The organism is Catellatospora sp. IY07-71 (assembly GCF_018326265.1).
Classification (GTDB): Bacteria; Actinomycetota; Actinomycetes; order Mycobacteriales; family Micromonosporaceae; genus Catellatospora.
The window spans coordinates 4,081,067-4,101,892 of record NZ_AP023360.1 but is presented as its reverse complement, the minus strand read 5'-3'; the positions used below and the strand labels follow the sequence as shown (position 1 = coordinate 4,101,892).

Here is a 20,826-nt window from a genome sequence, read left to right as displayed (position 1 = left end):
GTCTCTCCTCGGACTGCGTATACGCGCCGCCCTGACTTCGGTCGCGGCGCCATTGGTCATTCTCGCACGTGCCCGGGTCCGGCCTGCCGCGAGCGCGGCCAACCTCAAATCAGCCTGAAGCGGCGCCGAAGAAGCCCTTAGCGGGCTTCGCCCCGGCGGCCCCGGCCGCGAGGCTCGTTCACATGGACCCAGCGGGCGTCACTCCACCACCGTCACCTCGGCGTACGGCCGCTGCTCCCACCAGATCGCGTCGACGATGATCTGCCGAGCGCTGTTGTGGAACTGGACCACCACCCGGTCCGGCCCCGGCTGGGAGGTGGCGACCAGGTAGTCGCCGCGCGGCGTGGCCGACACCAGGTAGACGTGCTCGTGGGCGATCCGGATCACCGCCGTGCCGCCCTCGGTCGGGAAGCTGCGCAGGTAGGACCGGGATCCGTCGGACTCGGTGAACACCTGCCAGCCGTCGACGGTCTGCTGCGGAGCGACCTGGGAAGGCTTCGGTGCGGGCTTGCCGGACGGCGAGGTCCGCACCCCGGCGGGCGAGCGCACCGGCGAGGACGCCCCGGTCGGCGACGGCACGGGCGAGACCGAGGGCACCGGCCGCGACGGAGCGGCCACCGGGCTCGGCGACGCGGTCAGCGCCTCGATCCGCAGCGGCACCGGCTCCGGCACGGCCGCGGCCAGCACCGGGCGCAGGCCGACCCACACGATCGACGCCGACAGCGCCGTCACCGCGGCCCAGCCGCAGACGTACGCCGCCGACCTCACCGTAACCGGCCACCCCGAACCCATCCCGCTATCTAACAGCTTCCGATACGGTGCCAGCCATGCCCCTCGTACTCGTCGTGGAGGACGACCCCGCCATTCGCGACGCCCTCGGCAACGCGCTGACCGTCGCCGGCTACGCCGTGCAGACCGTCGGCACCGCGCTGCAGGGACTGCGCTCACTGACCAGCGAACGCAGCGAACGCCCCGACCTGGTCATCCTCGACCTGGGTCTGCCCGATCTGGACGGTGCCGACGCGCTGCGCATGATGCGCGCGGTCAGCGACGTGCCGGTCATCGTGGCCACCGCCCGCCGCGGCGAGCACGACGCCATCCGCCTGCTGAACTCGGGCGCCGACGACTACATGACCAAGCCGTTCTCGGCCGCGCACGTGACCGCCCGGGTGGCGGCCGTGCTGCGGCGCAGCCGCCCGCACAGCGAGACGCCCGACACCGTCGTCGAGATCGGACCGCTGCGCCTGGACGAGAGCACCCGGCTGGTCACCCTGCACGGCACCCCGCTCACCCTGACCCGCAAGGAGTACGACGTGCTGGCCTACCTCGCCGCCCGGGTGGGCCGCGTGGTGACCCGGCGGGAGCTGTTCACCGAGGTGTGGCAGCAGCCGTTCGTCGGCGCCGACCAGACCCTCGACGTGCACCTGTCCTGGCTGCGCCGCAAGCTCGGCGAGACCGCGGCGCAGCCGCGCATGCTGCGTACCATCCGGGGCGTCGGCGTGATGCTGGTGCCGCCGTCGTGAGGGCGACCCTCGCCCGCGGCGCGCTGGCCGTCACCTCGATGGTGGCGCTGGCCTTCCTAGTGCCGCTGGCACTGGTCACCCGGCAGATCGCCGAGGACAGGGCGCTGCTCGACGCCCGGCAGCAGGCCGCGGCCGTGGTCACCGCGCTGGCCGTGTCCACCGACCCGGTGGTGCTGAGCCGGGCCATGGCCGCCACCGCCGACGGGCCCCGCCAGCGGCTGGCGGTGTACCTGCCCGAGGGCGTCACGCTGGGCACGCCCCGGGCCGCCGCCGACGACGTCGCGCTGACCGCCAACCGGGGCGGCTCGCTCACCGCCCCCGCCGACGACGGGCTGGTCTACCTGCAGCCCGCCGCGCTCGACGGCGGCCGCAGCGCGGTCGTCGAGGTGTACGTGCCCGAGTCCGACCTGTCCCGCGGCGTGGCCACCGCCTGGTGGTCCATGGGCGCGCTGGCCGCGCTGCTGGTGGCGGTGTCGGTGGGACTGGCCGACCGGCTCGGCTGGCGCGTCGTCGGGGCCACCCGGCAGCTCGCCCGCGCCTCCAAGGCGGTCGGCTCCGGCGACCTCACCGTGCGGGTCATCCCCGCCGGGCCGCCCGACCTGGTCGAGGTCGGCGAGGCGTTCAACAGCATGGCCGACCGGCTCAACTCCGTCATCGACGCCGAGCGCGAACGCGCCGCCGACCTGTCGCACCGGCTGCGCACCCCGCTGACCGCGCTGCGGCTGGACTGCGACGCGCTGCCGCCGGGACCCGCCGCCGACCGCATGCGCCAGGCCGTGGAGGCGCTCGACGCCGAGATCGACGCCATCATCGCCGGCGCCCGCCGCACCGCCGCCGAACGCGCCGCGGAGGAGACCGACCTGGTCGACGTCGTCGCCGACCGGCTCGCCTTCTGGGCCGTGCTCGCCGAGGACCACGGCCGCCCCTGGCAGGTCGTCGCCGGGGACACCCCCGTGTGGCTGCCGGTGCCCCGCACCGACGCCATCGGCGCGGTGGACGCGCTGATCGGCAACATCTTCCGGCACACGCCGCACGGCACCGGCTTCCGCGTCACGGTGACCTCGCAGGCGATGGTGGTCGAGGACGCCGGCCCCGGCATCCCCGACCCCGACGCGGCCCTGCGCCGCGGCGTCAGCGGCGGCGGCTCCACCGGCCTGGGCCTCGACATCGTCTGCCAACTGGCCCGCCAGGCCGGCGGCGACGTAGCGGTAGACCGCGGCGACCTGGGCGGCGCCCGCATCACCGTAACCCTCAGCCCCCTCCCCGCCTCCCCCACCGAGGACCTCCCCGCCCCCATCCCCGCCCTCCGCTTCCGCCGCGGCCGCGCCACCTGACCCGCCGATCTTGCACGAACTGTGGGTATGACACGCATAAAGCGGTCATACCCCTAACAGTTCACGCAAGATCAACGTGATCTTGGCGGGCGGCGCGGGGCGGTGAGGGCGGTGGGGGTCAGGCGCCGGTGAGGGCTTCGGCGGCGGCGCGGCCGCAGACCGTGGCGGCGCCGTACGTGGCGAGGTGGACCGCGCCGAGGGGCTCGCCGTGGCGGACGCCCATCTCGACGACGACCGACTCGGGGCGGGCGGCGACGACGGCCGCCAGCAGCTGGGCCAGCCACGGGTGGCGGTGCGGGTCGCGGCAGACCAGGACCGGGATGCGGCCCTCGGCGCCGGCGAGCACGTCGGCGAGGACCGCGCGCTCGTCGAGCCGGACCACCGTGGTGTCGGGGCGCAGCTCCTGCAGCGGCGCGCCGACGCCCCACGGCGTACGCGCCTCGATGGCGAGGTTGGTGACGGTGCTGAACTCGACGACGTGCGCGGGGCCGCGCAGCGGCAGCCGGTCCGCGCCGGTCACGGTCAGCGCGCGGCGGGCGGCCGCCAGACCCACCTCGGGCCGTCCGGCCGCGTGCCAGCGGTCGGCGGCCGCGGCGCGGGCGCTGCGCAGGGCGGCGCTCTCGGCGGCGAACGCGGCGACCCGGGAGGCCGCCTCGGCCAGCCGCTCCTCGGGCAGCTCGCCGCTGACCACGGCGTCGACGATGCTGGTGCGCAGCAGCTCGACGGCGTTCTCGTCGGCGGTCTCGCCGCCCACGCAGATGGCGTCGGCGCCGCCCGCGATGGCCAGCGCCGCCGCGCCGCCGAGGCCGTAGCGCTGGGACACCGAGGCCATCTCGATGCCGTCGGTGACGACGAGGCCCTTGAAGCCGAGGCGGCCGCGCAGCAGCTCGATCAGGACCGAGCGGCTCATGGTGGCGGGGCGCTCGGGGTCGAGGGCGGGCACCAGCAGGTGCGCGGTCATCATGGCGCGCACCCCGGCGTCGATCGCGGCGGTGAACGGCGGCAGCTCGATGCCGTCCAGGCGATCCGCGTCGGCCTCAATGACGGGCAGGCCGTGGTGGGAGTCGACGCCGGTGTCGCCGTGGCCGGGGAAGTGCTTGGCGCAGGCGGCCACGCCGGCCGACTGCAGGCCGCGCACCCAGGCGGCGGTGTGCCGGGACACCAGGGCCGGGTCGGCGCCGAAGGAGCGTACGCCGATGACCGGGTTGGCCGGGTTGTTGTTGACGTCGGCGGCGGGCGCGTAGTCGAGGGTGATCCCGGCGGCGGCGAGCTGCGCGCCGATGTCGGCGGCGACGGCCTCGGTGAGCGCGGGGTCGTCGACGGCGCCGAGGGCGTGGTTGCCGGGGCGGCGGCTGCCGTGCTCGAAGTCGAGCCGGGTGACGTCGCCGGACTCCTCGTCGACGGCGATGATCACGTCCGGGTTGTCCGCCGCCAGCGCCGCGGTCAGCGCGGTGACCTGCTCGGGGTCGACGATGTTACGGGCGAACAGCACCACGCCGCCGAGGCCGTCGGCGAGCCGGCGGCGCAGCCAGTCCGGCGGCGTGGTGCCGACGAAGCCGGGCTGGAGCACCGCGTCGGCCAGCCGGAGCAGACCACGATCGTGCAGGTGGGGCCGCTGTCCCGGCGCGGTGGTGGTGGCCAGCGCCGGGGACGTGCGGTGGTCTGTCGTGGTCATGCGGGTACGGCCCCCGTTTCAGAGTCGAGAGCCACACACTATTACTTAAGTTTCCTAATTAAAAGTCCCCTCCACCACCGGGATGAGATCAACCTCCGGAGGAGTCCAGTTTCCGGCCGACGCCTCGATCTGTTCGCCCGAACGGATGTCCTTGACCGTGTCGGCGGCGCCCTCCGCGCCCGGGAACCAGACGTACGGGATGCCGCGCCGGTCGGCGTACTTGATCTGCTTGCCGAACTTGGCCGCGCTGGGCGACACCTCCGTCGCGACGCCCCGGGCGCGCAGCTGCGCGGCGATGCGGTCGCTGCCCCGCCGCTCCTCCTCGTTGGTCACCGCCACCAGCACGACCGTCGGCACCGAGCGGCTCGCGGTGAGCGCGTTCTCGCCGAACAGCACGCCCAGCAGCCGGCTGACGCCGATGGACAGGCCGACCCCGGGGAAGCGGTCGTTGCCCGAGCTCGCCAGGTTGTCATACCGGCCGCCGGAGCAGAACGAGCCGAAGCGCTCCAGCCCGGCCAGCTGCATCTCGTACACGGTGCCGGTGTAGTAGTCCAGCCCCCGCGCGATCTTCAGCTCGGCCCGGCACAGCCCCGGCGAGTGCTCCGCCGCCGCCTCGACGACCGTGGCCAGCTCGGCCAGGCCCTCGTCCAGCAGCGGATCGGCGACCCCGAGCTTGCGCACGTCGTCGACGAAGGAGGCGTCCGCCGAGGAGATCTCGGCCAGCGCGAGCACCAGCTTCGCGGCCGACTCGGTGACGCCGAGCGGCGCCAGCTCGGCGGTGACCCCGGCCGGGCCGATCTTGTCGAGCTTGTCCACCACCCGCATCACGGCCTCCGGATCCACCAGGTCCAGGCCCTGGTAGAAGCCCTGCAGCAGCTTGCGGTTGTTGACCAGGATCGTCGGCTTGGGCAGTGGCAGCCCGGCCAGCGCGTCGCCGATCACCAGCGGCAGCTCGGCCTCGTAGTGCGCGGGCAGCGTGTCCCGGTCCACGATGTCGATGTCGGCCTGGAGGAACTCGCGGTAGCGGCCCACCTGGGGCCGCTCGCCCCGCCACACCTTCTGGATCTGGTAGCGCCGGAACGGGAAGTGCAGCTTGCCGGCGTTCTCCAGCACGAAGCGGGCGAACGGCACGGTCAGGTCGAAGTGCAGGCCGAGGCTCGCGTCGGAGGCGTCGTTCGCGTCGGCCTGCAGCCGGCGCAGCACGTACACCTCCTTGGAGGTCTCGCCCTTGCGCAGCAGCTGGTCGAGGGGCTCGACGGCGCGCGTCTCCAGCGACGCGAAGCCGTACAGCTCGAAGGTGCGGCGGATGCGGTCGAGGAAGCGCTGCTCGACGATGCGCTGCGCGGGCAGCCACTCCGGGAAGCCGGACAGCGGCGTGGGCTTGCTCATGAAGAAGTCACCTCAGGTGAAGAAAGAAGAAAGGTCTGCGGTCACAGGCCGCGGCGCGGCGCGTCGGCCACCGCCTGCAGGTCCTGCAGGAACGGGTTGCGCGCGCGCTCGCGGCCGATGGTGGTCGTGGGCCCGTGGCCGGGCAGCACGACGGTCTCGTCGGCCAGGGTCAGCACCTTGTCGCGCAGGCTCTCGGTCATGCGCGCCATGCTGCCGCCCGGCAGGTCGGTGCGCCCGATGCTGTCGCGGAAGAGCACGTCGCCCGAGAAGCACAGCGGCTCGCCCTCCGCGCCCGGCATCCGGAACATCACCGACCCGCCGGTATGGCCCGGCGCATGGTCGACCGTGATCTCCAGCCCGGCCAGCGCCAGCACCGCGCCGTCGGTCAGCTCCGCGACGTCGTCGGGCTCGGTGTACGGCAGCCGCCCGCCGAACATCGCGCTCAGGTCGACCGACAGCGCCTTGGCCGGGTCGGCCAGCAGCTCGCGGTCGGCGGGGTGGATCCAGGCGGTGATGCCGCGCGCGCCGCAGACCGGCGCGACGGAGAAGGTGTGGTCCAGGTGCCCGTGGCTGAGCATGACCGCGGCCGGGTGCAGCCGGTGCTCGGCGAGGACCGCGTCGAGCTGGTCCAGCACCCCGATGCCCGGATCGATCACCACGCACTGCTCGCCGGGAGCGGTCGCGACCACGTAGCAGTTGGTCCCGAACGCCTGCGCCGGAAAGCCCACCACAAGCACGACAAAACCCCTCTCCGCAGACTCCAGCGCCCAGCCTAGTGCGCGGCCGGACCGCCGCGGTCCACGGCACGGCGCGCGCCTGTGGCGATCATCCATCACAGAACGCAGACGGGCATACGTGTTTCTCAGCGTTTACCCGTACACTCGCTCGGACGTGTGGCGCGCCCCACGCGCACGCCCGGACCCCGGTCGGCGACGGCGCGTGATGCGACACACACCCCTTAACGTGATAAAGGTGACACAGCGGACATGCTTCGCTGCGGTCAACGGTGACAGGAGGAGCTCGGGTGGCTTCCAGCAATACCCGACAGCGCAAGCTGGCCCGCGCCAAGGTCGACCGGCAGTTGGCCCGCCGGGCCGACCAGGAGCGCCGTTCGCGCCAGCTCAAGGCCGTCTTCGGCGGCCTGCTCGCGCTCGCCCTCGTCGGCCTGGTCGGCGCGTGGACGCTCGGCGCGTTCGACGAGAAGCCCGCGGAGACGGTGGCCGAGACGTGCCCCTGGAACCCGCTGGACACGGCGGCCAACGCGAACCTCAAGGACGTGGGCAAGCCCGCCGCCACCGGCATGCCGGAGTCGGGCACCTCCGCGATGACCGTCGCCTTCGGGACCGGCAACGTCGTGGCCGAGCTCGACCGCACCAACGCCCCGTGCGGCGCGGCCAGCCTGAAGTACCTGGCCGACAGCGGCTTCTACAACGACACCAAGTGCCACGAGCTGACCCACGCCGACGGCAGCTTCGCGCTGGCCTGCGGCGACCCGTCGGGCACCGGCACCGGTGGCGCCGCCTACTCGTGGTGGAACGAGAACGCCCCGGCCGAGGCGCCCTCGACCGAGCCGTCCGCCGCCGCCTCGGCGACCGCCGCCGCGGGCGCGAGCGCCGCGGCCACCCCGGCCGCCAGCGCGAATCCGGCCGCGGTGCGCTACCCCGCGGGCACCGTGGCGATGCTGCCCAACATCAGCGGCAGCCAGTTCGTGATCTTCTACCAGGACTCCACCACCGCCACGAACTACTCCATCGTGGGCAAGGTGACCTCCGGCCTCGACGTGGTCAAGAAGATCGCCGCGGCCGGCACCACCGCCAACGAGGCCGGCGCGGACGTCAAGCCGAAGCAGGACGTCGTCGTCAAGACCCTCACCGTGGTCGACAACAGCACCCCGGCCACCCCGTCGGCCCCGGCCCCGGCGCCGTCCGGTTCGGCCACCGCTCCCAAGCCGTCGGCTTCCGCCCCGGCCCCCAAGCCGTCGGCTTCCGCCCCGGCCGCCCAGCCCTCGGCGTCGGCTTCGGCCGCGAGTTGATCAGCAGTAGCAGGAGGACAGACCCGTGAGTTCCACGATCCAGCGCCAGCGCGCTGCGGCCCGCGCGCGGCTCGAGCGCCAGATGGGCGAGCGGCTGGAAGAGGCCCGCAAGCGCAAGCAGCGCAGCGCCGTCATCGGCGCCGCGCTCGCGCTGCTGCTCGTCGCCGGTGGCGCGTTCTGGCTGGTCACCGCCATGGGCGGCGACGACGAGACCACCACGGCGGCCGGCCAGCCCGCGCCCGAAGGTGTCGTGTGCACCTGGACCCCGGACGACCCGAAGGCCAACCCGAACCTCAAGGAGGTCGGCACCCCGCCGACCGAGGCGATCGCCAAGGGCACCCAGACCATGACGATCAACACCAACCTCGGCCCGATCGAGGCGACGGTCAACACGGCCAAGGCGCCGTGCACCGCGGCCAGCATGACGTTCCTGGCCGGCAAGAAGTTCTTCGACAACACCAAGTGCCACCGCCTGGTGACCGAGGGCATCAAGGTGCTGCAGTGCGGCGACCCGTCCGCCACCGGCGCGGGCGGCCCGACGTACAAGATGGCCGAGGAGAACCTGCCCAACGTGACCGACCCGCTGCAGGCCTACCCGGCCGGCACGATCGCCATGGCCAAGCAGCAGCAGCCCGGCACCACCGGCAGCCAGTTCTTCATCGTGTACGGCGAGAGCCAGCTCGACTCGTCCTACACGGTGCTCGGCAAGATCACCAAGGGCCTGGACATCGTGGAGAAGGTGGCCAAGGACGGCAACGCGGCCGACAAGGTCGCGCCCAAGACGCCCGTCACCATCACCTCGCTGACCCTGACCCCGGCCGCGAGCTGACCGGACGCTGAACACCACGAGGGCGGGGCCGCCAAGGCCCCGCCCTCGTCGTATCCATGCCCATGAGCGCTACGCTGCGGGTCACCCCACACCACAGGAGCCGCCGTGACCACCCCGCCCTGGACCCCCGAACCGGCCCCGCAGTCCTCCCCCGCCCCGCAGGCCAAGGGCACCAGTGGGTGGCTCATCGCCGCCGTGCTCGCCGCCATCGCGGCGGTGCTGGTCTGCGTCCTGCTCGCCGTCGTCTTCCTGGTCATCCGGGCCGGGTCCGGTGTCGAGGAGCCGGCCGGGGCACCGCCCGCCGGGCGGCCGTCGGTGGGCGCCGCGCAGCCGCAGGCGGGCACCGCGCAGTGCCGCTGGCTGCCCGACAGCGATGGCAATCCGCACGTCAAGGACGTCGGCCGGCCGCCGTCCGAGGTCCCGGCCACGGGCACGCCGCGGGCGACGCTGCGCCTCGGCCAGGGCACCGTCACGTTCGAGCTGTACGCCGACAAGGCCCCCTGCGCCGTGGCCAGCCTGACCTACCTGGCCGGCAAGGGCTACTTCGACGGCACCAAGTGCCACCGCCTGGTGACCGAGGGCATCAAGGTGCTGCAGTGCGGCGATCCGAGCGGGACCGGCATGGGCGGCCCGGCCTACCGGTTCGCCGAGGAGAACCTGCCGACCCACACCGCCCCGCCCTACCCGGCGGGCACCCTCGCGATGGCCAAGACGCAGGCGCCGGAGACCACCGGCAGCCAGTTCTTCATCGTCTGGGGCGACACCCCGATCGACCCCGCGTACACCGTGCTGGGCAAGGTGACCGCGGGTCTGGACGTCGTCCAGGCGATCGGCGCGGCCGGTGCCGTCGACCAGGCCGGCGCGGCTGCCGGCGACGGCACGCCGAAGACCCCGGTCGTCGTCAGCGGCCTGACCGTCACACCCTGACCACGTGAAAGGGCCCGTCCACGGCGTACGTGGACGGGCCCTTTCACGTCTTTCGGGTCAGGCGCCGGAGGTGACGCGGTAGGCGTCCATGACGCCCTCCACGCCGCGCACGGCGTTGAGCAGGTGGCCCAGGTGCTTCGGGTCGGCCATCTCGAAGCTGAACCGGCTGACCGCGATCCGGTCGCGGGTCGTGGTGACCGTCGCGGACAGGATGTTGACCCGCTCCTCGGACAGCGCCCGGGTGATGTCGGCCAGCAGCTTGTGCCGGTCCAGCGCCTCCACCTGGATGGCGACCAGGAACATCGAGCCCGCGGTGGGCTTCCAGGTCACCTCGACCAGCCGCTCCGGCTGCGCCTTGAGGTCCGGCGTGTTCACGCAGTCCTCGCGGTGCACGCTGATCCCGCCGGAGCGGGTCATGAAGCCGTACACCTGGTCGCCGGGCACCGGCGTGCAGCAGCGCGCCAGCTTGATCCAGACGTTGGACACGCCCTTGACCGCGACACCGGGATCGTGACCGGGCGCCCGGGTCCGGCTGGGCCGGGTCGGGACGGTGGTCTCGGCGATGTCCTCGATCGCGCCTTCCTCGCCGCCGTACCCGGCGACCAGGCGCTGCACCACCGACTGGGCCGACACCTGGCCCTCGCCGACCGCCGCGTAGAGCGAGGTGATGTCGCTCAGGTGCAGCTCACGGGCGATGGCGAGCAGGCCGCCCGCGGTCAGCAGGCGCTGCAGCGGCAGGCCCTGCCGGCGCATGGCGCGGGCCAGGGAGTCCTTGCCCGCGTCGATGGCCTCGTCGCGGCGCTCCTTGTTGAAGTACTGCCGGATCTTCGTGCGGGCCCGTGAGCTCTTGACGAAGCCCAGCCAGTCCTGGGTCGGCCCGGCGCTCTCCGACTTGGACGTGAAGATCTCGATCACGTCGCCGTTGGACAGCACCGACTCCAGCGGCACCAGCTTGCTGTTGACCCGCGCGCCGATGCAGCGGTGGCCCACCTCGGTGTGCACCGCGTACGCGAAGTCCACCGGCGTCGAGCCGTTGGGCAGCGCGATGACCTCGCCCTTCGGCGTGAAGACGAAGACCTCCTGGCTGGACAGGTCGTGGCGCAGCGCGTCGAGGAACTCGCCCGGGTCGGACGTCTCCCGCTGCCAGTCCAGCAGCTGCCGCAGCCAGGTCATGCCGTCGATGTGGCTGGACGGGCTGACCACCGTCGAGCTGCTGCTCTTGGCGCCCTCCTTGTACTTCCAGTGCGCCGCGATGCCGTACTCCGCGGTGCCGTGCATCGCGTGGGTGCGGATCTGCATCTCCACCGGCTTGCCGTTGGGGCCGATCACGGTGGTGTGCAGCGACTGGTAGAAGTTCATCTTCGGCATGGCGATGTAGTCCTTGAACCGGCCGGGGACCGGTTGCCAGGCCGCGTGGATCACGCCGAGCGCCGCGTAGCAGTCGCGCACGGTGTCCACCAGGATGCGCACACCCACGAGGTCGTAGATCTCGTTGAAGTCCCGGCCCCGCACGATCATCTTCTGGTAGATCGAGTACAGGTGCTTGGGCCGGCCGGTGACCTTCGCGTTGATCTTCGAGCCGCGCAGGTCGGACTGGACCCGCTCGGTGACCTGGCGCAGCAGGTTGTCCCGCTGCGGGGTGTGATCGGAGACCAGGCGCTGGATCTCCTTGTAGCGCTTGGGGAACAGCGTCGCGAAGGAGAGGTCCTCCAGCTCCCACTTGACGGTGTTCATACCGAGCCGGTGCGCCAGCGGGGCCAGGATCTCCAGCGTCTCGCGCGCCTTCTGCTCCCGCTTGGCCTGCGGCAGGAAGGTGAGGGTGCGCATGTTGTGCAGCCGGTCGGCGAGCTTGACCACCAGCACCCGCGGGTCCTTGGCGGTGGACACGACCATCTTGCGGATCGTCTCGGCCTTGGCCGAGTCGCCCAGCTTCACCTTGTCCAGCTTGGTCACGCCGTCCACCAGCAGCGCGACCTCGTCGCCGAAGTCGGTCTTGGCCTGCTCCAGGGTGTAGGGCGTGTCCTCGATGGTGTCGTGCAGCAGCGCGGCGACCAGCGTGGTGGTGTCCATGCCGAGGTCGGCCAGGATGCTGGCGACCGCGAGCGGATGCGTGATGTACGGGTCGCCGGACTTGCGGAACTGGCCCTCGTGCCACTGCCGCGCCGTCTCGTACGCCTTCTGCAGCACGCGGATGTCGGCCTTGGGGTGCGCGGCCCGGTGGGCGGCGATCAGCGGCTCCAGCTCCTCGCTGACGCTGGCCGACTGCCAGGGCGCGTTGAAGCGCGACAGGCGCGCGCGCACCCGGCGCCCCGACGGGACGCTGCTGAACATGCCGAGCTGGTTGGTGCCGGGCGCGGCCCGCACCTCGGGCGCGGTGTTGCGCTCCTCAGCACCCCGGTCCGGCTCCGCGCCGGCCTGGTCGCGGCCCGGGAAGGGCAGCACGGCCGCGTCGCGCTTGGCGTCCTTGGCGGTGCCCTTCGCCGTGGTGGACCCGGTGTCGGCCTGCGACGTCTCCGCCACGGCCACGTTCGGGGCGGATTCCTGAGACAACGGCCGCTCCTTCGGTGAGGTTCGGATAGCCCATGCTACCTGGGATCGGGCTTGCCGGCCGATTTGCCGGAGGGCGGGGCCGCCCCGGTGGAGGCCGGGGCCGTCAAGAGTGCCGCCGGTCACCCGGTCGGGTGGCGGCTGACGACGCGGTGGTGCCCCGCCGGGGCCGCCGCGAAACGTGTCAAACGGGACGCGTGCCCGTCTACAGGCGCAGCAGCGCGTGCACGGGCCGGTCGCCCAGGCGCTCGCGACCGCCCAGGAAGCCCAGCTCGATCAGCACCACGAAGCCGGCCAGCTCGCCGCCGGCCCGCTGGACCAGGTCGAGGGTGGCGTCGGCGGTGCCGCCGGTCGCCAGCACGTCGTCGACGACCAGCACTCGCTGGCCGGGCCGGAACGCGCCCTCACTGATCTCCAGGGTGGCCGTGCCGTACTCCAGGGCGTACGAGGCCGCGTGGGCCACTCTGGGCAGCTTCCCGGCCTTGCGCACCGGGACCACGCCCACGCCCGCGGCGTACGCCACGGCGGCGGCCAGCACGAACCCACGGGCTTCCACGCCGACCACGACGTCGAAGGTGCCGTCGTAGCGGCCCGCGATCGCGTCGATGACGCCGCGGAACGCCTTGCCGTCGGCGAACAGCGGGGTGAGGTCCTTGAAGAGGACTCCCGTCTTGGGGAAGTCCGCCACGTCGACGACCATGTCGGCGACGAGCGCCGCGGTGGCGGGCCCGCTGTCACCCTGGATGAGCTCGTTGGTCACGCGCACACCCTAGTACGAACCGGCCCTGAAAAGGGCCGAGGCCCGGCGTCCCTGTCGGGACGCCGGGCCTCGTGTTGCGTTGTCGCAGGTCAGCGACGCTTGCCCGCGGGACGCCCGGCGGGGCGGCCGCTCTTGGCACCGGCGGGCTTGGCGCCCGCCTTCGGCGCCGCGCTGCCCGCGCCCGCGCCCACGGCGACCGGCTGCGCCGGCACGTCGCCGGACGCCTTGACGCCGCCGCCGAGCTGGGCGCGGCGTGCCAGCACCCGCTGGGTGTGGTTCTTGATCTTCGGGTCCATCTCCTTCAGCCACACCAGCACGGGGGTGGCGAAGAAGAGCGACGAGTAGATCGCGGTGCCCATACCGATGAACAGCACCAGGCCCAGGTCCTTCAGGGTGCCCGCGCCCAGCAGGCCGGCACCGATGAAGAGCAGGCCGCCGACCGGCAGCAGCGCCACCAGACCGGTGTTGATGGAGCGCATCAGGGTCTGGTTCACCGCGAGGTTGGCCGCCTCGCCGTACGTCGTGGTGCTGCTGCCCGTGATGCCACGGGTGTTCTCCTGCACCTTGTCGAACACGACGACGACGTCGTACAGGGCGTAACCGAGGATCGTCAGGAAGCCGATCACCGTCGACGGCGTGACCTCGAAGCCGACCAGCGCGTACACCCCGGCGGTGAACGCCAGGTCGAACACGAGCGAGGCGACCGCGGCGGCGGCCATGCGCCACTCGAACCGGAAGATCAGGTAGATGCTGACCACGGCGAGGAACACCACCAGGCCGATGAGGGCCTGCTCGGTGACCTGCTCGCCCCAGGCCGCGCTGACCCGGTTGTCGCTGACCGCGCCGACGTCGATCTTCAGCGCCGCCGCGACCTTGTCCTTGACCTGCAGCGTCTGGTCCTGCTCCAGCACGGCGCTGCGCACCGCGTAGATGGTGTCGCCGATCTTGGTGGCGGGGTGCACCTCGGTCTCGGGCGCGACCGACTGGATCGCGTCGGAGACCGCCTTCTCGACGTCGGCGAGCGAGCCGGCCGAGGTCGGCACGGTGAACTCGTTGCCGCCCTCGAACTCGATGCCCGGCTTGAAGCCGATCAGCGAGATGGCCAGGATCGCGATCAGCAGCACGCCGCCGGCCACGCCGAACCACAGCTTGCGCTTGCCGACGATTTCGAGTCCGGCCTCACCGCGGTAGAGGCGGGTTGCGAGACCACTCATCACTTAGCCTCCTTGGCTTCGTGCAGCACGCGGCCCAGGCCGCTGACGCGCGGGGAAAGGAACGCGTCGGTACGCGCGAACATCGTCATGATCGGGTGACGGAAGAGGAACACCACGATCAGGTCGATGACCGTCGCCAGACCCAGCGCGAAGGCGAAGCCCGCCACCACACCGGACGAGACGAGGTAGAGCACCACCGCGGCCATGATCGAGATCGCGTTGGCGGTGAGGATCGTCTTACGGGCCCGGACCCAGGCCCGCGGCACCGCGCTGCGCGGGCTGCGGCCCTCGCGGATCTCGTCCTTGAGGCGCTCGAAGTAGATGACGAACGAGTCCGCCGCCACACCGAGCGAGACGATGAAGCCCGCGATGCCGGCCAGCGTCAGGGTGAAGCCCATCTCCCGGCCGAGGAACACCAGCGCCAGGAAGGTCAGCGCCGCCGACAGGATCAGCGACAGGAAGATGACCGTGCCCAGCAGGCGGTAGTAGAAGAACGAGTAGATGATGACCAGCAGCATGCCGATGCCGGCCGCCAGCAGACCGCCCTTGAGGTGCTCACCGCCCAGGGTCGGGGTGATGGTCTGCGCCTCCTGCGGGACGAAGGTCATCGACAGCGAGCCGTAGTTCAGGTTGTTGGCCAGGTCCGCGGCGGTCGCGGCGGTGAAGTCGCCGGTGATGACCGAGTCGTCACCGAGCACGCCCTGGATGACCGGCGCCGAGATGATCTTGTTGTCGAGCACCACGGCGACGCGGCACTTGCCCTCGTCGAGGGTCTCCTCGCCGCACTTGACGTCACCCTCGTTGCGGAACGCCTCGCGGGTCAGCGCGGTCCACTTGTCCAGACCCTCGCTGGAGAAGTCCATCGAGACCACGCGCCGGTTGGTGTTCTGCTCGATCTGCGGCGACGCCTTGTCGATGTCGGTGCCCTTGACCTTGGCGACGTCGAGCAGGTACTTCGCGCCCGGCTCACAGGCCACGGCCTGCACGTCGGGGTTGTTGATCGAGCCCGGGGGGCGCTTGTCGAGCTGGTCGCAGGTGATCTGCGGGACGTTGAACTGCACGTTCGCCGGCAGCACGGCCACCTCGTTCGGCGACAGGGTCGCGAACGGCTTGAACTTCTCGATCTGGGCCGGGTCGGTGGCCGGCGCGGTCAGCTTGGCGGCCTCGTCGTACACGGCCTTGCCGACCTTCGCCTGCACCTGCGCCAGCGTCACGACGTCGTTGCCGGCCGGGGTCGACGGCTTCGGCGCGGCGGCCGGGCTGGCCGAGGGGGCCGGGGCCTTGCTCGCGGCGGGGGTCGGCGTCGGAGCGGTGGTGGCCATGGCCATACCGCCGCCGGTGCCGCCCGTGGCGGGCGACGCGCTCGCCGACGGCTTGGCCGACGCGGCCGGCTTGACCGACGCGCTCGCGCTGGCGGCCGGCTTCGGGCTGGCCGACGCGGCGGGGGTGGGGCTGGCGGACGGGGCGGGCGCGGCGGCCGCGCCCGTGCCGTCGGCCATCTTCAGCACCTTGCGGAAGAAGAGCTGCGAGGCCGCACCGACATCCTTGATCGCGTCGTCGCCCTTCTTGGCGACGGAGATCACGATGTTCTGGTTGCCCTCGACGACGACCTGCGCCTCGCTCACGCCCCGCGCGTCCACGCGCTCGGAGATGATGCGGCGGGCCTGCTCGAGCTCCTGCGCGGTCGGGGGCTGGCCGTCGACGCCGGACTGCGCCCGGAGGGTGACTCGCGAACCGCCGACGAGGTCAAGGCCGAGGTTGGGGGTGAGGCGCTCCTCCCAACCGCCCTTGCCGCCGAACCAGACCGCGCTGGCGAGGATGACGAAGATGGCGCCGAGGAGGGCGAGTTGCCTCCCGGGGCGCATCTGTCCCTGAGGTGGTGCCACGGCTGTCGAGTCTCCCTGGGAATGAATGACGGATGGGGATACGCCACGACCGCCGCGGAGGTGCCGGCCGGCCGTGGCGTGGGGTCAGCGATTTACTTGTCTTCCTTGACGGGGTTGTCCACCACGTGCTCGGTCGGCGCCTTGACCTGCTCGGTCACCCGGCCCACGGCCTGTCGCGCGTAGCGGGCGGTCACACCGGGCGCGATCTCGAGGGTGACGCTCTCGTCGTCGGTGGAGACGACGGTGCCGTAGAGGCCGCCGATGGTGATGACCTTGTCGCCGGCGCCGAGCGACTTCTGCATCGACTCGGCCTCCTTGCGACGCTTGGCCTGCGGCCGGATGAACATGAAGTACATCAGGCCGAAGAGCAGCGCGAACATGATGATCGTCGGAAACGCGCTGCCGGAATTACCACCCACGTTGAGACCTTTCCACATGGCCGTGCCGCGCCATATGCGCGCCTGCACGGCATCTGTCGTCCGTTCGGACCGCGCGAAGTCTAGTCGGTACGCGAGCGATCGCACACTTGCGGTGTAGGTCACGTTAAGATCTCGAACGCGAGGTCCGCTTATGTGTCCGGCTGGCCGTCGACGGTGAACAGGTCGGGTACCACCGCGGTACCTGCACCAAAAGTACCATTTGGCGGTTTTTTGCCGAGGTGCCGCCACGCGGCGGGGGTCGCCACCCGGCCCCGGGGCGTGCGCGCCAGCAGGCCCGCCCGCACCAGGAACGGCTCCACGACCTCTTCGACCGTGTCCGGCTGCTCCCCCACCGCCACCGCCAGCGTAGACAGGCCCACCGGGCCGCCGCCGAACAGCTCGACGAGCGAGACCAGCACCGCCTTGTCCAGCCGGTCCAGGCCCGCGTCGTCGACGTCGTACACCTTCAGCGCGGCGCGCGCCGTGGACACGTTCACCACCCCGTCCGCGCGCAGCTCGGCGTAGTCGCGTACGCGGCGCAGCAGGCGGTTGGCGATACGCGGTGTGCCGCGAGAGCGCCCGGCGATCTCCGCGATGCCCTCTTGCGTCGCAGCCACCCCGAGGATGCGGGCCGAGCGGGCCAGCAGCGCGGCCAGCTCCGGTGCGGTGTAGAACTCCAGGTGCCCGACGAAGCCGAACCGGTCGCGCATCGGCCCGGTCAGCAGGCCCGCCCGGGTGGTCGCGCCGACCAGCGTGAACGGCTCCACGTCCAGCGGGATCGCGGTCGCACCGGGGCCCTTGCCGACCATGACGTCGACCCGGAAGTCCTCCATCGCGCTGTAGAGCAGCTCCTCGGCGGGCTTGGCGATGCGGTGGATCTCGTCGATGAACAGCACGTCGCCGGCCTGCAGGCTGGTCAGCACCGCGGCCAGGTCGCCCGAGCGCTCGATCGCCGGGCCCGAGGTCATCCGCAGCGCGCCACCCAGCTCGGCCGCGACGATCATCGCCAGGGTGGTCTTGCCCAGCCCCGGCGAGCCGGAGAAGAGAATATGGTCGGGCGGGGAGCCCCGCTTGAGCGCGCTGTGCAGCAGCACCTCCAGCTGCTCGCGCACCCGCTCCTGGGCCACGAACTCGGCCAGCCGCTTGGGCCGCACCGACGCCTCGGCGTCGCGCTCCTCCGGCGAGGCCAGCGGGCTGACCAGCGAGTCGCTCATCGCGTCTTACCGAGCAGCCGGATCGCCTGCTTGAGCAGCACGGGCACGGGCGGGGTCGGGCCGTCGATCGTCTCGGCCACCGCGGTCACCGCCTGGTCGGCCTGGGCCTGGCTCCAGCCGAGCCCGATCAGGCCCTGGCGCACCTGCTCGGTCCACGCCTGCACGCGGCCGCCCTGGGCGGGCACCGCGGCCACCGGGCCGACCTTGTCGCGCAGCTCCAGCACCATGCGCTCGGCGCCCTTCTTGCCGATGCCGGGCACCTGGGTCAGCGTCGACACGTCGCCGTGGGCCAGGGCGGCGCGCAGCGCGTCCGGGGTGTGCACGGACAGCGCGGCCTGGGCCAGCTTCGGGCCCACCCCGCTGGCCGTGAGCAGCAGCTCGAACAGCTGCTTCTCGTCGTCGTCGGCGAAGCCGAACAGGGTCAGCGAGTCCTCGCGCACGATCAGCGTCGCGGACAGCCTGGCCTGCTGGCCCACCCGCAGCGCGGCCAGCGTGCCGGGCGCGCAAAGCAGGCGCAGGCCCACCCCACCCACCTCGACCACGGCCGCGTCTGCGCCGATCGAGGCGACGGTCCCCGCCACACTCGCGATCATCACTGCCTGCCCTTCGCCGTACGGATCGCCTCGCTGAGCCGGTCGCGCGTGCCCCCGCGCCAGATGTGGCAGATCGCCAGCGCGAGCGCGTCGGCCGCGTCCGCCGGGCGGGGCGGCGCGTCCAGCCGCAGCAACCGGGTGACCATCGTGGTGACCTGCTTCTTGTCGGCCTGGCCGGAGCCGGTGACCGCCGCCTTCACCTCGCTGGGAGTGTAGGTGCGCACGGGCAGCCCGGCACGCGCGGCCGCCAGCACGGCCACCGCCGCGGCCTGCGCGGTGCCCATCACGGTGCGCACGTTGTGCTGGCTGAACACCCGCTCCACGGCGACGCTGTCCGGCTGGTGCCGGGCGATCAGCTCGGTGAGGTGGTTGTCCAGGTTCAGCAGGCGGTCGGCCAGGTCCTCGTCCGGATCGGAGGTGACCACGGTGTAGTCGACCATCACGCAGGGCCGGCCGGGCACGCCCTCGACCACGCCCACGCCGCACCGGGTCAGGCCCGGGTCGACGCCGAGCACCCGTCGCTGCTGCCGCACCTGCACCCGCCGCTCCGTCCGCTCGCCGTACGTGTGTACGACACTCTAAGGGACGCCTCCGTCATCACGATCGACGCCACGGCAGGGCCGTCCGGGCGGGCGCGCGCCACATGGCCCTCCCGCACACTGTGTGGGCCGCGCCCATGTGCCCGCTCCCACCGTGCTCGTAGTTTCCTGCACCATGACGACCGCGACGCCGCCACTGGTACGACTCGACCTCACCGGCCGCACCGCACTGGTGACCGGGGCCGGCAGCGGCATCGGCCTGGCCTGCGCGGCCCGGCTGGCCCAGGCGGGCGCGAAGGTGCTGGTGGTGGACCGGGACGAGGCGGCGGCGCACCGGGTCGCGGAGCAGGTCGGCGGCACCGCGGTGGTCGCCGACCTCGCCGACGCCGACGCGCTCGACGACCTCGACCCCGCCATCGACGTGGTGGTCAACAACGCCGGGCTGCAGCACGTAGCGCCGCTGCAGGACTTCGCCCCGGACCGCTTCACCTACCTGCACCAGGTCATGCTGGTGGCGCCGTTCCGGCTGGTGCGCCGGGCGCTGCCGCACATGTACGCGCAGGGCTGGGGCCGGATCGTGAACATCTCCTCGGTGCACGGGCTGCGCGCCTCGGCGTACAAGTCGGCGTACGTGTCGGCCAAGCACGGGCTGGAGGGCCTGTCGAAGGTGATCGCCGTCGAGGCGGCCCCGTACGGCGTCACCGCCAACTGCATCAACCCCGCGTACGTGCGCACGCCGCTGGTCGAGGGGCAGATCGCGGACCAGGCGCGCACCCACGGCATCGCCGAGTCCGAGGTGATCGAGCGGATCATGCTGGCCAAGGCGGCGATCAAGCGGCTGATCGAGCCCGGCGAGGTCGCCGAACTGGCCGCGTACCTGTGCACCGACGCGGCCTCGTTCATCACCGGCACCTCGATCGCCATGGACGGCGGCTGGACAGCCCAGTGATCGGGGAGGTAGGAATGCGAGCCATGCCCTCCTCGACCCTGCGGTTCCTGGAACTGCTCGAACGCGAGGCGGCCCCGGTCGAGTTCGAGGGGCCGCTGGTGCAGGCGCGCTCGCGCGGCGCCGGGCCGGACGAGATCGCCGAACTGGAGGAGGCGAAGCTCGCCGCGCTGCGGGTGCGCGCGCTGCTGGAGCGCCGACGCCGCCGCGAGGCCGAGCTGTCCGGCCTCTACGACACCGCGGGCGACCTGGCCGGGCTGCGCGACCTGGACGCCGTGCTGCACGCGATCGTGCACCGGGCCCGCAACCTGCTCGGCACCGACATCGCGTACCTGACCATGAGCGACGACGCGGCGGGCGACGTGTACATGCGCGTCACCGACGGCTCGGTGTCCGCCGCCTTCCAGCGGCTGCGGCTGCCGCTCGGCGCCGGGCTGGGCGGCCTGGTCGCGCAGACCGGGACGCCGTACGCCACCGCGAACTACCCGGCCGACACCCGCTTCCGGCACACCGGCGAGATCGACGCGGGCGTGGGCGAGGAGGGGCTGGTCGCCATCCTCGGCGTGCCGCTGCGGCTGGGCTCGCGCGTCATCGGCGTGCTGTACGCGGCCAACCGCTCCGAGCGCCCGTTCGCCCGCGAGGAGGTGTCGCTGCTGGTGTCGCTCGCCGCGCACGCCGCGGTCGCCATCGACACCGCGCGCCTGCTCGGCGAGACCCAGGCGGCGCTGACCGAGCTGTCCTCGGCGCATACCAAGATCTCGGCGCACAGCGCCGCCGTCGAGCGCGCCGCCGCCGCCCACGACCGGATGACCGCGCTGGTGCTGCGCGGCGGCGGGGTCGAGGAGGTCGCCGCCGCCGTCACCGACGTGCTCGGCGGCCGCTTGGTCGTGCTGGATGCCGACGGCCGGATCCTGGCCGCGGTGGGGACCGAGGGCGCCCGGCCGTCCGGCGGCACCCGCGGTCCCGCAGCCACGCAGCTCTCCGGGACCACCGAACGGG

General features: G+C 72.5%; 18 protein-coding genes and 1 pseudogene. 7 read left to right on the top strand and 12 right to left on the bottom strand.

Annotated features, from left to right (window positions below):
- Positions 1-198 precede the first annotated feature (198 nt).
- A complete protein-coding gene (locus tag CS0771_RS18370; RefSeq protein ID WP_212842128.1) occupies positions 199-768 on the bottom strand; it encodes a hypothetical protein in 570 nt (189 codons plus the stop codon).
- Positions 769-827: 59 nt separating this feature from the next.
- Here CS0771_RS18370 and CS0771_RS18365 point away from each other — a divergent pair, with 59 nt between their 5' ends.
- Positions 828-1,523: a response regulator transcription factor gene (locus CS0771_RS18365; protein ID WP_203751375.1), complete on the top strand. Its 696-nt coding sequence runs from the start codon at positions 828-830 to the stop codon at positions 1,521-1,523.
- A complete protein-coding gene (locus CS0771_RS18360; RefSeq protein ID WP_212842127.1) occupies positions 1,520-2,857 on the top strand; it encodes a HAMP domain-containing sensor histidine kinase in 1,338 nt (445 codons plus the stop codon). The genes CS0771_RS18365 and CS0771_RS18360 overlap by 4 nt, the downstream gene beginning before the upstream one ends.
- 118 nt (positions 2,858-2,975) lie before the next feature.
- On the opposite strand, the gene CS0771_RS18355 is transcribed toward CS0771_RS18360, so the two are convergent.
- The 3 genes from CS0771_RS18355 to CS0771_RS18345 are packed head-to-tail and all read right to left on the bottom strand — an operon-like array spanning position 2,976 to position 6,658.
- Positions 2,976-4,532 (bottom strand): glycoside hydrolase family 3 protein, encoded by a 1,557-nt coding sequence (locus CS0771_RS18355; RefSeq protein ID WP_212842126.1) that lies wholly within the window; start codon positions 4,530-4,532, stop codon positions 2,976-2,978.
- A 54-nt stretch (positions 4,533-4,586) separates the two neighbouring features.
- Positions 4,587-5,921: a histidine--tRNA ligase gene (hisS, locus tag CS0771_RS18350; RefSeq protein WP_212842125.1), complete on the bottom strand. Its 1,335-nt coding sequence runs from the start codon at positions 5,919-5,921 to the stop codon at positions 4,587-4,589.
- Positions 5,922-5,962: 41 nt separating this feature from the next.
- Positions 5,963-6,658, bottom strand: a complete 696-nt coding sequence (locus tag CS0771_RS18345) for an MBL fold metallo-hydrolase (RefSeq protein WP_212842124.1) — start codon at positions 6,656-6,658, stop codon at positions 5,963-5,965.
- A gap of 287 nt (positions 6,659-6,945) precedes the next feature.
- Between CS0771_RS18345 and CS0771_RS18340 the strand changes: the two genes are divergently transcribed.
- The 3 genes from CS0771_RS18340 to CS0771_RS18330 all read left to right on the top strand — a co-directional run bounded on the left by CS0771_RS18340 (position 6,946) and on the right by CS0771_RS18330 (position 9,709).
- Positions 6,946-7,953: a peptidylprolyl isomerase gene (locus tag CS0771_RS18340; RefSeq protein WP_212842123.1), complete on the top strand. Its 1,008-nt coding sequence runs from the start codon at positions 6,946-6,948 to the stop codon at positions 7,951-7,953.
- 25 nt (positions 7,954-7,978) lie between these two features.
- Positions 7,979-8,782: a peptidylprolyl isomerase gene (locus CS0771_RS18335; RefSeq protein ID WP_212842122.1), complete on the top strand. Its 804-nt coding sequence runs from the start codon at positions 7,979-7,981 to the stop codon at positions 8,780-8,782.
- 105 nt (positions 8,783-8,887) lie between these two features.
- Positions 8,888-9,709 (top strand): peptidylprolyl isomerase, encoded by an 822-nt coding sequence (locus CS0771_RS18330; RefSeq protein ID WP_212842121.1) that lies wholly within the window; start codon positions 8,888-8,890, stop codon positions 9,707-9,709.
- 57 nt (positions 9,710-9,766) lie between these two features.
- On the opposite strand, the gene CS0771_RS18325 is transcribed toward CS0771_RS18330, so the two are convergent.
- From CS0771_RS18325 to ruvC, 8 genes are all read right to left on the bottom strand, one after another.
- On the bottom strand, positions 9,767-12,040 hold the full coding sequence (locus CS0771_RS18325) for a bifunctional (p)ppGpp synthetase/guanosine-3',5'-bis(diphosphate) 3'-pyrophosphohydrolase (RefSeq protein WP_244871377.1): 2,274 nt from the start codon (positions 12,038-12,040) through the stop codon (positions 9,767-9,769).
- Between the two features lie 421 nt (positions 12,041-12,461).
- A complete protein-coding gene (locus CS0771_RS18320) occupies positions 12,462-13,016 on the bottom strand; it encodes an adenine phosphoribosyltransferase (protein ID WP_371821426.1) in 555 nt (184 codons plus the stop codon).
- Between the two features lie 89 nt (positions 13,017-13,105).
- Positions 13,106-14,230 carry a protein translocase subunit SecF gene (secF, locus tag CS0771_RS18315; RefSeq protein ID WP_212842120.1) on the bottom strand — a complete coding sequence of 375 codons (1,125 nt, stop codon included), beginning with the start codon at positions 14,228-14,230 and terminating at the stop codon, positions 13,106-13,108.
- Positions 14,230-16,095 carry a protein translocase subunit SecD gene (gene secD, locus CS0771_RS18310; RefSeq protein ID WP_212845902.1) on the bottom strand — a complete coding sequence of 622 codons (1,866 nt, stop codon included), beginning with the start codon at positions 16,093-16,095 and terminating at the stop codon, positions 14,230-14,232. The genes secF and secD overlap by 1 nt, the downstream gene beginning before the upstream one ends.
- Before the next feature lie 113 nt (positions 16,096-16,208).
- Positions 16,209-16,553 (bottom strand): preprotein translocase subunit YajC, encoded by a 345-nt coding sequence (gene yajC, locus CS0771_RS18305; RefSeq protein ID WP_244871376.1) that lies wholly within the window; start codon positions 16,551-16,553, stop codon positions 16,209-16,211.
- 131 nt (positions 16,554-16,684) lie between these two features.
- Positions 16,685-17,749, bottom strand: a complete 1,065-nt coding sequence (gene ruvB / locus CS0771_RS18300) for a Holliday junction branch migration DNA helicase RuvB (RefSeq protein ID WP_212842119.1) — start codon at positions 17,747-17,749, stop codon at positions 16,685-16,687.
- Positions 17,746-18,342, bottom strand: coding sequence for a Holliday junction branch migration protein RuvA (ruvA, locus tag CS0771_RS18295; protein ID WP_212842118.1), 597 nt, complete (start codon positions 18,340-18,342; stop codon positions 17,746-17,748). The genes ruvB and ruvA overlap by 4 nt, the downstream gene beginning before the upstream one ends.
- Positions 18,342-18,875, bottom strand: a complete 534-nt coding sequence (ruvC, locus tag CS0771_RS18290; protein ID WP_212845900.1) for a crossover junction endodeoxyribonuclease RuvC — start codon at positions 18,873-18,875, stop codon at positions 18,342-18,344. The genes ruvA and ruvC overlap by 1 nt, the downstream gene beginning before the upstream one ends.
- A 181-nt stretch (positions 18,876-19,056) precedes the next feature.
- On the opposite strand from ruvC, the gene CS0771_RS18285 reads away from it, so the two are divergent.
- On the top strand, positions 19,057-19,830 hold the full coding sequence (locus CS0771_RS18285) for a 3-hydroxybutyrate dehydrogenase (RefSeq protein WP_212842117.1): 774 nt from the start codon (positions 19,057-19,059) through the stop codon (positions 19,828-19,830).
- A 23-nt stretch (positions 19,831-19,853) separates the two neighbouring features.
- Positions 19,854-20,750: pseudogene (locus CS0771_RS39685) on the top strand (GAF domain-containing protein); the annotation flags it as partial.
- Positions 20,751-20,826: the final 76 nt, after the last annotated feature.